This window comes from Maribellus comscasis, from assembly GCF_009762775.1.
Taxonomy (GTDB): Bacteria; Bacteroidota; Bacteroidia; order Bacteroidales; family Prolixibacteraceae; genus Draconibacterium; species Draconibacterium comscasis.
This window is the reverse complement of sequence record NZ_CP046401.1, coordinates 6,825,240-6,841,188: the sequence shown is the minus strand read 5'-3', so window position 1 is coordinate 6,841,188 and position 15,949 is coordinate 6,825,240. Positions and strand designations below refer to the sequence as shown.

At 37.1% G+C, this 15,949-nt stretch carries 14 protein-coding genes; 6 read left to right on the top strand and 8 right to left on the bottom strand.

Annotated elements, in window-relative coordinates; translation table 11 throughout:
- Positions 1-2: 2 nt before the first annotated feature.
- Complete coding sequence (gene mnmE / locus GM418_RS27485) at positions 3-1,400, bottom strand: tRNA uridine-5-carboxymethylaminomethyl(34) synthesis GTPase MnmE (protein ID WP_158870967.1); 1,398 nt, start codon at positions 1,398-1,400, stop codon at positions 3-5.
- A gap of 69 nt (positions 1,401-1,469) precedes the next feature.
- On the opposite strand from mnmE, the gene GM418_RS27480 reads away from it, so the two are divergent.
- From GM418_RS27480 to GM418_RS27455, 6 genes are all read left to right on the top strand, one after another.
- Positions 1,470-2,207, top strand: a complete 738-nt coding sequence (locus GM418_RS27480; protein WP_158870965.1) for an SIR2 family NAD-dependent protein deacylase — start codon at positions 1,470-1,472, stop codon at positions 2,205-2,207.
- 130 nt (positions 2,208-2,337) lie between these two features.
- Positions 2,338-3,084, top strand: coding sequence for a 3-oxoacyl-[acyl-carrier-protein] reductase (gene fabG, locus GM418_RS27475; protein ID WP_158870963.1), 747 nt, complete (start codon positions 2,338-2,340; stop codon positions 3,082-3,084).
- 1 nt (position 3,085) lies between these two features.
- Entirely contained in the window at positions 3,086-3,679 is a 594-nt protein-coding gene (locus GM418_RS27470; protein ID WP_158870961.1) for a sulfotransferase family 2 domain-containing protein, read from the top strand.
- 15 nt (positions 3,680-3,694) lie between these two features.
- Positions 3,695-4,564 (top strand): PfkB family carbohydrate kinase, encoded by an 870-nt coding sequence (locus tag GM418_RS27465; protein ID WP_158870959.1) that lies wholly within the window; start codon positions 3,695-3,697, stop codon positions 4,562-4,564.
- A 55-nt stretch (positions 4,565-4,619) separates the two neighbouring features.
- A complete protein-coding gene (locus GM418_RS27460; RefSeq protein WP_158870957.1) occupies positions 4,620-6,527 on the top strand; it encodes a SpoIIE family protein phosphatase in 1,908 nt (635 codons plus the stop codon).
- 261 nt (positions 6,528-6,788) lie between these two features.
- Positions 6,789-8,870, top strand: coding sequence for a TonB-dependent receptor (locus GM418_RS27455; RefSeq protein ID WP_158870955.1), 2,082 nt, complete (start codon positions 6,789-6,791; stop codon positions 8,868-8,870).
- 12 nt (positions 8,871-8,882) lie between these two features.
- Here the strand turns inward: GM418_RS27455 and GM418_RS27450 are convergent, their stop codons facing one another.
- From GM418_RS27450 to GM418_RS27420, 7 genes are all read right to left on the bottom strand, one after another.
- Positions 8,883-10,439, bottom strand: coding sequence for an FGGY-family carbohydrate kinase (locus GM418_RS27450; protein WP_158870953.1), 1,557 nt, complete (start codon positions 10,437-10,439; stop codon positions 8,883-8,885).
- 78 nt (positions 10,440-10,517) lie between these two features.
- Complete coding sequence (locus GM418_RS27445; protein WP_158870951.1) at positions 10,518-12,119, bottom strand: M1 family metallopeptidase; 1,602 nt, start codon at positions 12,117-12,119, stop codon at positions 10,518-10,520.
- An 11-nt stretch (positions 12,120-12,130) separates the two neighbouring features.
- Positions 12,131-12,922 (bottom strand): SDR family oxidoreductase, encoded by a 792-nt coding sequence (locus GM418_RS27440; protein WP_158870949.1) that lies wholly within the window; start codon positions 12,920-12,922, stop codon positions 12,131-12,133.
- A gap of 48 nt (positions 12,923-12,970) precedes the next feature.
- On the bottom strand, positions 12,971-14,044 hold the full coding sequence (locus GM418_RS27435; RefSeq protein ID WP_158870947.1) for a DUF2891 domain-containing protein: 1,074 nt from the start codon (positions 14,042-14,044) through the stop codon (positions 12,971-12,973).
- A 59-nt stretch (positions 14,045-14,103) separates the two neighbouring features.
- Positions 14,104-14,604, bottom strand: coding sequence for an SRPBCC family protein (locus tag GM418_RS27430; protein WP_158870945.1), 501 nt, complete (start codon positions 14,602-14,604; stop codon positions 14,104-14,106).
- A gap of 73 nt (positions 14,605-14,677) precedes the next feature.
- On the bottom strand, positions 14,678-15,271 hold the full coding sequence (locus GM418_RS27425; protein WP_158870943.1) for a YdeI/OmpD-associated family protein: 594 nt from the start codon (positions 15,269-15,271) through the stop codon (positions 14,678-14,680).
- Positions 15,272-15,282: 11 nt separating this feature from the next.
- Positions 15,283-15,759: a DUF4199 domain-containing protein gene (locus GM418_RS27420; RefSeq protein ID WP_158870941.1), complete on the bottom strand. Its 477-nt coding sequence runs from the start codon at positions 15,757-15,759 to the stop codon at positions 15,283-15,285.
- Positions 15,760-15,949 lie beyond the last annotated feature (190 nt).

Below are 15,949 nucleotides of genomic sequence, written 5' to 3'. Positions count from 1 at the left end.
TGTTACTTTCCGATACAGAAATTTTTAAAAATATGGCCAAGCACTTCATGGGTAGATATTTCTCCGGTAATTTCACCTAAGTAATGTAAACATTCCCGGATGTCTTGTGCCAGAAAGTCGCCTGTAATTCCGTTCTCTAGTCCCTGAAGAACGCGAAGAATTGCTTCGTGCGCATTCTTTAGTATTTCGTAGTGGCGCGCGTTGGTTACAATTATGTCTTCCTGACTGGCGGCTTCTATATTGACGGAATGAATCATCAAATCAATCAACTCATCGAGGTTGTCCTTATTTTTTGCCGCAATAAAAACCATTTTTTCATCGTCTGTTAAATCCAGCAGCTCCAATTCCTGTATGGTTTCCCGTTGCCCGGTATCAATTTTATTTGCGACAATTATTAACGTTTGTCCGTTGGTAACCCGCTCTCTGATTTTATTGATTCGCCCAAAAACTATCGGGTAGGGGTTATTTGTATCCACCACAAGCAAAACAGCTGTAGCCTGCTCCAGTTTACTGTAGGTGCGTTCTATTCCAAGGTTTTCAATCTGGTCTTCTGTTTCCCTGATTCCGGCGGTATCAAAAAAACGAAATGCTGTGCCGTGAATATTTACAACATCTTCAATTACGTCGCGCGTGGTTCCGTGAATATCAGAAACGATAGCCTTATCTTCATTTAAAAGCGCATTCAATAACGTTGATTTGCCAACGTTTGTTTCTCCGATAATGGCCACGGGAATTCCGTTTTTTATGGCATTGCCCAGTTGAAATGAGTTTTTAAGTTTTCGCAGTAACTTTTCTATTCTTTCTGTCAGATTTTTTAGTTCAGTGCGGTCGGCAAACTCCACATCTTCTTCACTAAAATCCAGTTCCAGTTCAACCATAGCTGTAAAATGCAAAAGCTGACTTCTCAGCTCATTAATTTCTTTGGAAAAACCACCCCGCATCTGGTTTAAAGCCAGTTTATGCGATGCAGCATTTGACGACGCAATTACATCGGCCACCGCTTCGGCTTGCGATAAATCCATTTTTCCATTCAAAAAAGCACGTTGTGTAAATTCGCCGGGCAGTGCCAGCCGGGCACCATTTTCAACCAAGATTTCGAGTATTTTTTGTTGAATAAATGTGGAGCCATGACAGGAAATTTCAACAATATTCTCGCCGGTGAAAGAATGCGGTTCAAGAAACAGGCAAACAACAACTTCGTCAACTACTTCATCTTTAAATACAATTTGTCCAAAATGCATCGTATTTGGCTTTTGGGCAACTAGTTTTTTGCCTTTTTTCGGACTCTGAAAAACTTTATCAGTAATACTTATCGCCTCACTTCCTGAAAGGCGAATTACCGCAATAGCTCCTGTTCCGGGCGAGCTTGAAATAGCGCATATGGTTGATTGATCTATCATTTTCAAAATCTTTCCGCAAAGATAAATCATTATTTTGATTAGTTTTAAACAGGAAAAAACAGATTAAAAATGAATCTTCTTATAAAAGAATCGGCAGAAATAATAAAAGAATCGAAATTTACGATCGCTTTTACAGGCGCCGGCATTTCAGTAGAAAGCGGTGTGCCCCCTTTTAGAGGGGAACATGGCTTGTGGAATAAATACAATCCCGAAGTTCTGGATTTGGGGTATTATTTAAACAACGAAGAAGAATGTTGGATACATATTCGCGAAATTTTTTATGACTTTTTTGCTTATGCGAAACCAAACAAGGCACACGAAGTTCTTGCCCGAATGGAGCTGGAAGGATTGCTAAATTCTGTAATTACCCAGAATATCGATAATCTTCACTTTGATGCCGGAAACAAAACAGTACACGAATTTCATGGAAACTCAAAAAAGTTAAAGTGTTTGAAGTGTGCAAAAATTTATGATGCCAGCGAGTATGATCTTAAAAATATTCCGCCACGTTGTAAAAGCGACAATCAAATTTTAAAACCCGATTTTATTTTCTTTGGCGAAGGAATTCCTCACGATGCATATTCGAATTCGTTCGCCGATGCAGAAAAAGCTGATGTCTGTATTATAATCGGTTCAACCGGAGAAGTAGTTCCCGCCTCGTATGTTCCCAGAACAGCCAAACAAAACGGGGCCACCATTATTGAAATAAACCCCGAAGAATCACTATTTACAGAGCAGGTTACCGATATTCATTTGCAAGGGAAAGCAGGAGAAATTTTGGCGCTGCTTGAGAAAGAATTGTTTTGAATATTTCAACTATTGGTTTGAACTTTAAATATGCCACAAGGATTTCAACCCGTATTTGAAGGATTTAAAGTGTTCAACTTTTTAATAAAAGCAAAGAACAATTATATTTGCGCAACTAAAATTAAAAATCATGAAGTTACTTGAAGGAAAAACAGCTATAATTACCGGCGCTTCACGCGGGATTGGGAAAGCGATAGCAATAAAATTTGCACAGGAAGGGTGTAATGTTGCTTTTACTGATTTGTTTGAAGACGAAAATATGAAAGCTACCGAGGAAGAACTAAAAGCCTTCGGTGTGCAGGCTAAAGGATATGCTTCGGATGCCAGTAAGTTTGAGGAAACTGATAAAGTTGTTAGCGAAATTGTAAAAGACTTTGGAAGGATTGATGCTTTAGTAAATAATGCAGGTATTACCAAGGATACACTTTTAATGCGTATGACAGAAGATCAATGGGACGCCGTAATTAATGTAAATCTTAAATCGGTATTTAATTTTACAAAAGCAGCCCAGCGCACGATGTTAAAACAACGGTCGGGCTCAATTATTAATTTAAGTTCGGTGGTTGGTGTAAGTGGAAATGCCGGACAAGCCAACTACTCTGCTTCAAAAGCCGGAATTATTGGTTTTACCAAGTCAGTAGCCCGCGAATTAGGGTCTCGGGGAATTCGTTCCAACGCAATCGCACCTGGGTTTATCATTACTGAAATGACAGGTAAAATTCCGGAAGATGCCAGAAAAGCATGGGAAGCGTCAATTCCGTTAAAACGTGGTGGTACTCCGGAAGAAGTGGCAGGAGTTGCAACATTCCTTGCGTCTGATTTATCTTCCTATGTCAGCGGACAGGTTATTCAGGTTTGCGGTGCAATGAATACCTAGTATGCTGTTTTCTTCAAAAAGAAAAATATTTTTTGTACACATACCCAAAAATGCCGGCAACAGTATTCGTCCGTTATGCCGAAAAGAAGGTATAAAAGTAATTACACATAACATCAGGCGAAGAAATAAAAGGTTGCTGGCAGCCCACAGGGGCAAACAAAAAATTCACGCATTTTGTATTTCCCGTAATCCTTACGATCGTTTGGTTTCGTCCTATTATTATCTGATGGAAAAAACCACTCACAAAGACGATTTGGCCGACCGTGAAAAGTTTGTCGCCCGATACAACGATTTCGACGATTTTGTAAAAAATGGCCTGGAAAAAGCTTCAGAAAAACAGCTTCATTTTTTGCCACAAGTATTTTGGATTTATAACAAAAATGGAGATCCTGAAGTAGAAACAGTTTTGCGCATGGAAAATCTTCAAAAAGATTTTGATGAATTTTGTAAAATGATGAATCTGAGGAATTACAAATTGAAAATTACCAATGCATCAAAACATAAATCATGGGAAGAATACTTTACACCTGAGACAAAAAAAATTGTACAGGATATTTATTCTGATGATTTCGATTTTTTTGATTATAAAAAATAGCAGGATTTCCGTTTTATGAAAAAAAGCAGGGGACTTTTCATTGGCTTAACAACTATTGATATTCAGTATTTTGTCGAAGAATTCCCTGTGTCAAATGTTAAATTAAAATCTCAGCCTCCCGATATTCTGGTTGGTGGGCCGGCAACAAATGCAGCCGTTGTTTTTGCCAAACTGAATGGCAACGCAAGCCTTATTTCAGCCGTTGGGAAAAATCCTTTTTGTGATTTTGTAAAAAACGATTTTCATCAGGTAAACGTAAACCTGACTGATTTGATGGAGGGGGAGGAGTTTAGCCCCATTCTTGCATTGGTTGTAAGCTCCTTAAAAAATGGAGATCGTAATATTTTTACCCATCATCCGAAAGCAATTTGTCCAAAAATAGCTGCAGAATATTTAATTGAATCGGAACTTCCTGATATAGTAATGTTTGATGGGTTTTATCCTGAAGTTGGTATAGAATGTGCAAAAATTGCTAAAGCAAGAAATATCCCGATAGTTCTTGACTGTGGAAGTTGGAAACCTCAATACGAGGAACTTCTTAATTTTGCAGATATAGCCATTTGTTCAAATAATTTTTATCCACAATTCACAAATAATAATCAACAGGTTCTTTCTTATTTAAAAGAAAAAAATGTAAAATACTTTGCAATTTCTAGAGGCGAAAAACCGATACTCCTTTACAATAATAATACTTATGAAAAAATACCGGTAGAAGGTAATCAAGTGATTGATACCCTTGGTGCAGGCGATTTTCTTCACGGAGCTTTCTGCTATTATTTTGTTCAATATAATAACTTTGAAAAGGCATTGAAAAAAGCCTCCGAAATTGCTACACTTTCATGCCGGTATAAAGGAACACGTGAATGGTTAAACTTTTTGGATTAAGTGTTATTTTGAAAAATATTCCTTAAATTGTAAAAAGCGGTAAATTGTAGTGAGAATGATTAATAAATCAATTTCATACAGACTAAGTATATTTGTTTCGTTTGCAGTAATTATTGTTTTTATAGCTTTTATAGCTGTTTCGTATGTTTTTGACAAGCAATTGTTAAAAGAAAACATTGAAAGTCAGGCCATCGTTGAAAGCTCGAAAATAATTATGCAGGTTCAAAAACAAGTTGTCTCCACACGCGAGATAGCCGGTAATATTTCTGAGCAAATATTATATTATGGATTGCATAACGATGTGGATCTTTTTATTAATTCAATAATTGCCAAATACCCTTTTATTAATGCTATACATATAAATATTGATTCTACCGTACCAAACCAAAACTATCATAATTTTGTTTCTGCGCGGGAAAAAGACAGCATTACATTCAGAAAGGGAAATAAGCCTTTTTATCATTGTGCGTTTGAGAAAGAGTCGATTCACCAGGTAATTATGCAGGAAAAGCCAGGTTGGACAAAACCATTCCGTTGTCCTGAAACTGATGTTGTTATTGTATCCTATGTGTCGCCAATTGAAATCAATGATGAAAGTAATGTGCTTAAAAGAAGAGGTGAAGTTATTTGCGAATTATCACTTCTGGAATTAAACAAATTGATAAATGCAACTGAAATAGGAGATGTGAAAGATAGCTATGCTTTTTTAGCCTCGGAGCAGGGCGATTACATTACTCATCCAAACAAAGAATGGATTTTAAATCGAAATTTATATACACTTTCTGACCGGGTATACGATAAAGAAAAGGTAGATGTGAAAGAAATACTTTCAAACCAATTAACAGGAATTACTACCGCTTTTTCAGATTTACTGGACTACCAAAAAACCTGGGTTTACTATACAACTGTTAAAGAAACCGGCTGGTTACTGGTTTTTGTTTTGCCTTATAGTGAACTGTTTCAACCTTTGTATGTGATGCTTCTGCAGCTGCTTTTTTTCTCTGTAATCGGAATTTTGGTTATATATTTTATAATAACTTATATTACAGGCAAATTGGTAGAACCTTTAAGTACAGTGACCACACAACTTAAAAGATTTAGCAATCTTTCAGGACAAACAACGATAAACACCCTAAATGAAGTAAAATTAATATCTGAAAGTCTCGATTATTTGAAGAACTGGTATGATAGTTACCGAATTTCTCAGTCGCAGGAAAAAAAGAGAAGCGCCAGGCAAATACAGGACCTGGAACAAGCGTCAGAAATACAGCAAAGTTTAATAAAAACAGATTATTCTTCCTTCTCTGAAAAACATAACGTCGATTTATTTGCTCTTTACAAACCGGCGAGAATTGTAAGTGGTGATCTGTTTGATTACTTTTTTATTGATGATGAAAATATGATTTTTACGATTGGCGATGTTTCCGGGAAAGGTGTTCCTGCTGCTATTTTTATGAGTATTGCACAAACCATAATAAAAAGCAGTACAACGGTGAAAAGAGCCAGAAATATTGTAAAAAAAGCGAGTGGTGAAATTTATACAAATAATCAGCATCAATTCTTTCTTACTCTTTTTGTAGGCGTTTTAAATGTTAAAACCGGACTGTTAAATTATAGCAATGCGGCACACACGGCCACGTTAATTGTAAAACAGGATGGACAAATTACAGAATTGAATCATTCTCATGGTTTGCCCCTCGGACTTTACCCAGATAAAGAATACACTGACCGGAAAATTCAAATAAGCAAAGGCGACAAAATTATTTTGTATAGCGATGGTATCACCGAACAACTTAACGAAAAGAATGCGCAACTGGGTTTGGACGGGTTAAAAAAAATTATCTGGGAAGCGACCTCAACAACGCCAAACGAACTGGTTAAAGAAATAGAACAGAAGCTTGAAGATTACAAGGGAGAGCAAAAACAGAACGACGATATAACTCTTTTTATCATTCAATATTAATTGCATCAAAAGAAATTCCTGAATTATTTTGATATTGATTTCTATTTGTGGAATTACTCTTAAAAGCGCAAACACAATCTTTTTTGATCACCTTTTGTTTTGGAGGACAAACTCACATCCAATAAAACTCATTTTATTTTGAAAAAAGTAAACATAAATAGTATAGTTCCGTTTGATTAAAAAACGAAATGAAATGGCTATTTTTGAAAATATCCCAACTTATATATCAAAACAGATGAAAATAAAATTGCGACAAAACAAATGCTAAAAACAATTAATTATACCAACTTATTTTTGTCGACCCTTCTTCTTTATTTTTTCGTACACCCGGTAACCGCTCAAAACGAAAAAGAACAGGTTAAACAGGATAGTACTGAACTTTCAGAAAAAATAGGGGAAGTAACCGTAACGGCATTTCGCACACCTTACAATTTGTTAAATACACCAGCTCCGGTTCATTTAATTTCTTCCTTGCAGTTGGAGACCGGAAACGCTTTTACTCCTGTTGAAGCTTTGAACCAGGTTCCGGGAATTTTAATGCACCATGGTACATTAAATACAAACCGTTTAACAATTCGTGGAATCGGTTCGCGAACACCTTATGCAACCAATAAAATAAAGGCCTATCTTGGTGAGATTCCATTAACTTCGGGAGACGGGGAAACCACATTGGAAGATCTTGAAAATTCTTCCATTAAACGAGTTGAAATTATCAAAGGGCCTTCTTCAAGCTTATTTGGAGCGGGTTTAGGAGGGGTAATTCTTTTTCATCCCAAAACAGTTGCCAGAGATTTTGCTGAGATTCAAACTACCCTGGCATCTTTTAATACAATAAAAAGTACACTCTCCACCGGAGTAATTCAAAACAAAACGAGTATTTTCGCTTTGGGTTCCTATTTGAAAAGCAATGGTTTTCGCGAAAACAACAACACAAAGCGAACAAACCTCTTGTTGCATTCGCAGTATTCTTTTTCAACCAATGTTAATCTTCAGGTTTTGTTAAAGGCAACAAAAATGAAAGCATTTATTCCAAGTTCACTTGATTTACCCACATTTGAAAACCACCCGGAACAGGCAGCTTCAAACTGGAAGAATGTGAAAGGTTATGAGGATTATGTTTCCGGACAATTTGGAATATCGTTGAATGTGTATACCAGGCGAGATGAAAAAATATCGTTTGCTACTTTTGGAAGTTACAGAGATGCTGACGAATTGAGGCCATTTAATACCCTCGATGAACAATCCCATTATCTGGGATGGAGAGGTTATATTCAGAAGAATATTTCAGGAGAACATTCAAGTATTACTTTTACTTCCGGGCTTGAATTTTTTAGAGAAAACTATAACTGGTCGACATTGTCAAATGAAAATTCCAATGTTTTTTTATCCGACAATCAGGAAAAACGTTCCTACGAAAACCTTTTTTTCCAGATGGAATCCGGGTTTTGGGAGCGGTTGTATATATCAGCAGGAATTAACGGCAATCTAACACGGTTTGATTATGCCGACCATTTTATTGAAAATGGTGACCAATCCGGCAAACATTCATATAAACCGGTTCTGTCTCCGCGTCTCGGATTTAACATTTTACTTATGCCCCGACTGTCATTTTTTGGTAACGTAAGCAACGGATTTTCAACTCCCTCCTTTGAGGAGACATTACTTCCGGAGGGTGAAATTAATCCGGACATAAAGCCAGAAAATGGATGGAATTATGAAGCTGGTTTCCGGACATTGTTTTCCGATCAGTTGCAGGCTTCATTAAGCTACTACCGTATTTATGTTAATAATCTGCTTGTAGCCCGACGCACGGGAGAAGATGCTTACATTGGCGTAAACGCAGGAGAATCACTGCATCCGGGACTGGAGGCAGAAGCAAAATGGTCGGTTTTGCCGGCCGGAAACTATCCGAATTTAAATCTGGGCGGCAATGCCACTTTTGCAAATTATCATTTTACCAATTTTATCGATAACAATGTTGACTATTCCGGAAAAATGCTGCCCGGAACAGCTAAAAATATATGGATGATAAATTCTGTATTTAGTCCGACCAGAAATTTCAAATTGCATATTTGGTATCGTCACACCGGGGAGATGGCGGTTAACGATGCCAATTCCGATTTCACCAATCCGTACGGAATTACAAATGCAGAAATTAAATATGCAGGGAGATTAAAAAGTATTCTGGTTGAGTTAAAGGGCGGAGTTCAGAATATTTTTGATTTAAATTACCCGGCTATGCTGGCCGTTAACGCGCCGGCATTTGGTGGTAATTTAGCACGTTACTACTACCCGGGAGATCCTCGAAATTTCTATTTTTCCGTTTTTTTGCGTTTGGAATAAACCCAAAGCTGTTTATTCGGGATATCCTGTTATTTCTCTGATTTCACTGTATAGAGGTTCCAGTTTCCTGTACATTTTTTTGTATACTTTTTTGTAAAGTTTGCGGTAAAATTCAACATGTATTGTATTGGGTTGAAATTCATCTTTATATTTCACCATGTTTTTGATTGCTTCCTCCAACGAAATGTAAATTCCTGTTCCCCAGGCTGTAATAATAGCCGCTCCCAAACCGGATGTTTCTGATGTTCGCCCGCGTACAATCGGAAGATCAAAAATATCAGCAGCTATCTGGCAGATTTCATTGCTTTGAGAGGCACCGCCTGAAACCGCCAGTTTTTCAATTTTTTGCCTCGAAACGCTTTCAATTTTCTCTTTTCCCTCTTTTAATGCGAATGCCAGTCCCTCAATTACAGCGCGGTAAACATGAGGTTTTTTATGTACATCTCCAAAACCAATCATTGCTCCTTTTGCAGCAGGTTCAGATAAACCCGGGCTCCAGTATGGTTGTACCACCAGTCCCATAGAACCAGGTGGTGACTGGCTTAACAAATCATTTAATGCTTCTTCTTCTGAAATTCCTTTTTTCTTTGCCTGCTCAACCTCCTTTTGCGCAAATTCATTCTTAAACCATGTAATCATCCAGAAACCGCGGAAAATTTCCACTTCAGGATTAAAAAGCCCCGGAATTGTTGCAGGGTATGCCGGCATAAACTTTATCGGCTCAATATATCTCTCTGAAGTAGTTTGAATGGTTGCTGTTGTTCCAAAACTTAAGCTTCCCAGTTTGGAGCTGGTAACGCCCATGCCCAGTGTTTCACATCCTTTATCGGAGCCACACGCTATTACTGGCAGATTCTCAGGAAGACCGGTTTCTTCACTTGCTTTTTTGGTAATACTACCGATGATTTTGCCAGGTTGTAGCAGTTCGGGGAGCTTTTCTTTTTCAACAGGGTAAAGTTTTGTGCTAAATGCCAACAGATTTTTGGGATTTCCCCATTTTTGTTTTTTGTAATCAAAAGGAATATGCCCGATTTGTGAGGCTACCGAGTCTTTAAATTCGCCGGTTAACCGATAATGAAGAAATCCCGAAACTTGCAAATATTTGTAAGTATTTTCCCATATCTCAGGTTGATTCTGCCGAATCCAGTTGCATTTTCCTTCACGCTGAGCCTTTGTTAATGTATCTTCAAGCCCAATGAATTTTATCAATAACTTTAAGCCCAATCCAGGCTTAAAAACAGGTTTTGCTTTTCGTTGGTCGAGCCAAACCATAAGCGGACGAAGTGCTTCTCCATTTTTATTTACGTTTACCATTGAGTCGCGGAGTGCAGTAACCCCAACTCCAACTATACCTGAAAAACAGTCGGCATTTTCTTCTTTTAGTTTGTTGCATGCCACTTTCAATGTTTGCCAGTATATTTCAGGATCTTGTTCCGCCCAGCCTGTTCTGGGACTTGTATACGGCTCAAACGGGATTTTTTGTATTGCAAGTACTTCTCCTTTCATGGAAAAAATTATTGCACGCAAACTTTGCGTTCCGCAATCAATAGAAAGAATGGTTTTCTCCACTTCAATTTTTGTTTAAATTTAAGAAAACACATTAAATCTTCAATAGACACAAACAGGAGTTATGGGGTTTTGGATTAGTTACTCATTTAATTCAAAAAGTAATTTGACATCCGGATCCAGTTGTATATCTTTTATTTTTCTTTTCGGAACAATAGAAATACTTGTCTTTCTGTCAGAAACTTCCAGTGTTTTAACCTGGCTTTTTTCTTCATTTTGTGGCAGAAGTTTTATTTCAAGTGGAAAATGGAACAGGACTTTCTTTTGAACCTGAGTTATTTTAATCCTGATTTCACCATTTGATTTTTGTTTCCATTGCCATTTCAAAACCGGAAGTCCGGGTTGCCAAAGCCATTGGTGAAAAAACTCATCAAGATCCTGTTTTGAATTCTTTTCTGTAATATCTTTAAAATCGTCGGTTAACACCGTAGAATCCCGAAAGTTCAGATAATACTCCTGAAGGGTTTGCGCAAACACTTTGTCCCCGATTTTATTCCGTAACATATGTAAAAACCAACTTGCTTTCTGATAGGAATTTGCATTTAATAGCTGCAAATAATCAGTAACTGTTGTATCAATAACGGGAGCCATCTTTTTATGCGCATACTCTATTACTTGTTTTCGGTCATCAATTAATCCGCTTTTAAAAACCTCGTCGCCGTAGTAAAATTTTTCATACCGGTGGGTTAAATAAGTGGCAAATCCTTCGCTCAACCACAGATGGTGCCAATTTTGTTCAGTCACTGAATTTCCAAACCACTGGTGAGCTGTTTCGTGTGCAATAAGGCTTTCTATCTTTTGTTTGCCGGAAATTGCACGTTCTGCATAAAAAATACAGCTTGCATTTTCCATTCCGCCATATTTTGTTTTAGATTGTACATGTGCGAGTTTTTCGTATGAATATGCCCCAATAGTTTGGGAAAAGTAGGAGAGCGGTCTCAATCCATATGCAAAATCTGAAATTCCTTCTTTGGCATTTTGGGGAAATACCCAGCAACTGACTTCTGCATTTTTGTATCTTCCCAAATCCGCTTCAATAAAAGGAGCGACACCAATAACCATTAGTTTGGTAGAAATAGGTTTTTTTTCTTTCCAGTTGGTGAATTTTATTCCGTTTCCCAAATCGAGTTCATTTTCCAATTGCCCGTTTGACACCACTTTGTAGTGTTCGGGCGCAAAGACCAAAAAATCGAGAGTCGCTTTATCCGAAGGATGATCAACCGTAGGAAGCCAGTACCTTGCCCGGTTAGGCCAGTTATCACCAAAGAATGTACGATCGCCAAATTTGTTTTCCGATATTATTAAACCGTCGGCCGGAATACCTAAATAAATTATACCAACATTAACTGTTTCTCCGCTGCCAATTTCTCGATCAAAATTAATTTTCAGCTTATCATTTTTATGAATAAAATTCACCGGCTTACCATCAAACACAACATTCTTAACTTTCATTCCCGCAGATGTTGAGTCGTTTAAGCCAATTAAGTCGAGTTGCAAATTCTCAGAAGATTTTAAAAATTTAACAAGGATATTGGCTTTCCCCTCAATTCGGTCAGTTGTATCATTTAGTTGAATTTCAAAAATATAGTGTTGAACATCAATACTTTCAAACCGCTTCTGGTGATTTTGAGCGGCTGCAAAATGAACGAATAGAAAAAGAAATAGGGCGAGGTTAATTTTCATTTATTTTAGTTTTACCAGACTGTTTTAATAATTCCTCCATCTACAGCCAAACTTGCACCTGTAATATAGGAAGCAGCAGGTGAAAGTAAAAATGCACCGGCTTTTCCAAACTCATCAATGGTCCCGTAACGGCCCAAAGGGATTGTTTTTTCAAATGTTGATTTTATCGCATCTGCTGATGTTCCTTCTTTTACAGCCAGATTTTTATCCAGGGATTTTACCCGATCGGTATCAATTCTCCCAGGGAAAAGATTATTTACCCTGATGTTTTCAGAAGCCAGTTCGTTTGACAAACTTTTTACCAAACTTGTAACACCCGAGCGAAAAACATTGGAAAGTAAAAGTTGGTTAATGGGCTCTTTCACTGACAGCGAAGTGATGGTTACTATCGAACCACCTCCATTGTTTCGCATTGCAGGAAGTACCCCCCTGATTAGCCGAACGGTGCTCATTAGTGTTAAATTAAATGCAGCCTCCCAGTCTTTGTCTTCAAAATCATCAAATTTACCAGGAGGAGGGCCACCAGCGTTAACCACCAAACCATCAATTCGTTTAAAAGCTGTTGTTATTTCGGAAACCCAACTTTTAATCGATTGGGCGTTTGAAACATCGGCAACTGAAGAATAAATGGTACTGCTGGTCTCAGCTCTGAGTTTTTCAGCAGCGTTTTCAATATCATTTTTTGTTCTGCTGGCAATACAAACAACTGCTCCGTTTACAGCCAATTCCCTGGCTATTCCAAATCCTAAACCTTTACTGGAAGCGGCAACCATAAAAACTTTTCCTTCAACATGTAAATCCATCAGAATTAAATTTTAATTTTTTAAATAACAAATACCACAGTAAAAGTTTTATAATGAGTATTTGATAAGTGCGTAGCTTGCAAATGATGCCAGCCAGTGAGCTCCTGCATATTCTCCGGAATCCATTTTTTCATAGCTGTAGTTGAAATGTTTTTCTCCAAGATCAATCATTTTTTGATTATTCAAGGCATGTCCGATTTCGAATAAACACCAGGCACGGCTAAAATTTAGTCCATCGAGATGTGCCAGTTTACCGTCGCTCCGATCGGTTACGACAGCTACTTCAAGGTATTTCTCCGGATTTTTTTCAAAACCGGGAAGAAAATCTTTTAACCATTTTTCAAATTCAGCTTTTGATAAAACTTTTTCCATTAAAGAAACTTCTTGTAAACAAGGTGATAGGAAATCGAAACCACCTGGCTCCCAGGTAAGCGGACATTCGCAGTCTTTCATATAATATTCCCTGGCTTTTTGTTCAATTTTTGAAGCCAGCTCAGTGTCGTATTTTTTTGCATAATCGTAAGCAAATGACATTCCGAAAGCAATATTACTGTGTTCTCCAATTCGAATCGGATAAATCAATTTATCGAGAAATTCAGAAAATTTTCCAGATATTAAACGCACCAGAGGAAACAGGTTTTCGTGCAGTTCTTTTGCCTCCGGATTGTCCCATTCAAGAATAGCTTCGTCGAGTTTTAAGAGCCAGGCCCAGCCATAAGTCCTTTCATAATCTTTATTGTGCTCGTCATTAAAATAAGCTACCTCTGTTAAAATATTTTCTTTGGTAATATTTTTTTGAAATTTTTTTAATATTTCATCCCGATACTCAAAATCGGGGAACCGATTCAAAATTGTTACTAAAGTCCAGTGTCCATGAACCGATGAGTGCCAGTCGAAACAACCATAAAAAGCCGGATGAAGATCCCGGGGAGGGGAGAGGTAACTGTCGTCACCTAAAACCTGGCCAAGCTTGTTGGGATATTCTTTATCAATACATTCATAAGCAAAATGATATAAATATTCTGCCTTGTGTTTATCAAAATTGAGTAAAGAATTTACTTGTGATTTCGCATTGTAAACAATGGACAGAAAAGTAAAGAGCACCAATATTTTTAGCTTCATATCTCTTTTTTCCTGTGAAAATAGGGTTTATTTGCGAATGTTAAAACTTAAGCGAAAATTCATTTAAAATTCATAACACTAAATTTTCTGTCCAGAACTTTTGCTCTGTAGCTAAAAATATCTTCTAGTTTCCTTTTAATAAAAATGGAATGAGCAATTTTTCCAATAAATCCAAATGGAATTTTATACGTAACCCTGTCAATCATTTTTACACCTCCTTCTGTTTCAGAAAAATGATGCTCATGGTGCCACATTTTGTAAGGGCCAAAACGTTGTTCATCAACAAAATAAGATTGTTCTTTTACATGTGTTATTTCTGTAACCCAATTTGCTTTCAGAAAAGGAAAAACTCTGATTTGATAGGTGATAATTTGCCCCGCGAACATTTGTTTCAATTCTTCAGAAGTGATATAAAATCCCATTTGAGGTGGTGTTATTTTTGATAAGTTCTTTGGGGATGAAAAGAATTCCCAGGCTTCCGGAATAGAAACGTTTAGTATTTGTTCCGCAAGAAGTGTGTAAATACCGGAATGAGCAACGATTTCTATATTTTGATTCATCGACGTTTATTTTGATAATAAACAGAATCAAAATCAAATTTGTTTATATTTTTTACTCATAAGTTAAACAAAATTATTTTCTGTATTTGTCATTTAGTCCAATATTCTTGAGAATTAAAGGTCTTATCTTTTCGACTCTTTTTAAGCGGGTTGCCTCTTGTTTTGCCTGTGAGATATAATCAGCAAACTCCCGCTTCTTACCTGTTGTGAATTCGTTAAAAGCTATTTCCAGTTCTTTGTTTTTCAAAAATGCTTCTTTTAACTCATCAGGAATAACAAGAGTTTTTTTTCTGTCAGCTTTTATTTCTTTACCTTTTTTCTGATTTTCGATAGCTTCATTTACATATTTTAAAACCAGTTTTTCATCAATTTCATTCACATCAGAGAATCTCCACTGTCTCAGTGCCTTTGTGGTTCCTTCCTGCGCATTGACCAAAACACCTTCTTCATTTTTTAACAATGCTCCCTGAAAAAACCAAATGCCTGCATAGGATTTAAAGGCCCCGATTCCAACTACGTTTTTGCCGTTAACAGTGTAAACAGGAGAGCCCCATTTTATCGTTTCTTTCAGCTCGGTTCCTTTTAAGATTTCGCGAAGAATTATCAGAATCTCTTTTCCATTCTCTGTATTAAGAATATATTCATCAACAGTTTTATAATATTTCATAAGGCATCAGTTTATTTTTTTCGCACAAACAAGGCCACAATAGCTGAAGTGATTGCGCCCATTAAAATAGCTCCGAATGCACTTTGCATCATATAATTTGTAAGATTGAAATATTCCGCAGCTTGTTCAGCGCTCATTTTGCCGACACCAACTGCATATTCACGTGCATTCGTGAAAAATTCCGGTGTAATCCATTCAATGGTAATAAATTGTGCAAGCGGACTTAAAACAGCAACAAAAATAGAAACTACCAATCCGGCAATAAAACCCTGCATCCAAGTCATTTTGTTGTTGTAAAAATGTTTTCGTTTATCGAGCAAGGCAAAAACAAAAACCAAAATGGCAGGAAGTGCAAAAAAGTTGGTGTAAATAGCATGTTTGTCGATATGGGTAGTGTGCCACCCAAAAAGTCTTTCCAAAAACATCCAGAGTAAAGAAACTACGGTAAAAATGATTCCCCATTTAAATTCGATCGCAAATTTCTTCATTTTAACTGATTTAGATAACGACTTCTGTCGATTATAATGTTTAAAAAGGTACAAAAGTTCACGGGCGAAAAAAAATAAATTGTTGTTAGCAGTCTTCTTTGCAGACCAATTTCGACTTGACGTGGGGAAAGAATTAAAGTGTTGCCTGTTCCCGCGGTAAAAAGGCAAAAAAAAGCCTGAAAAATCAGGC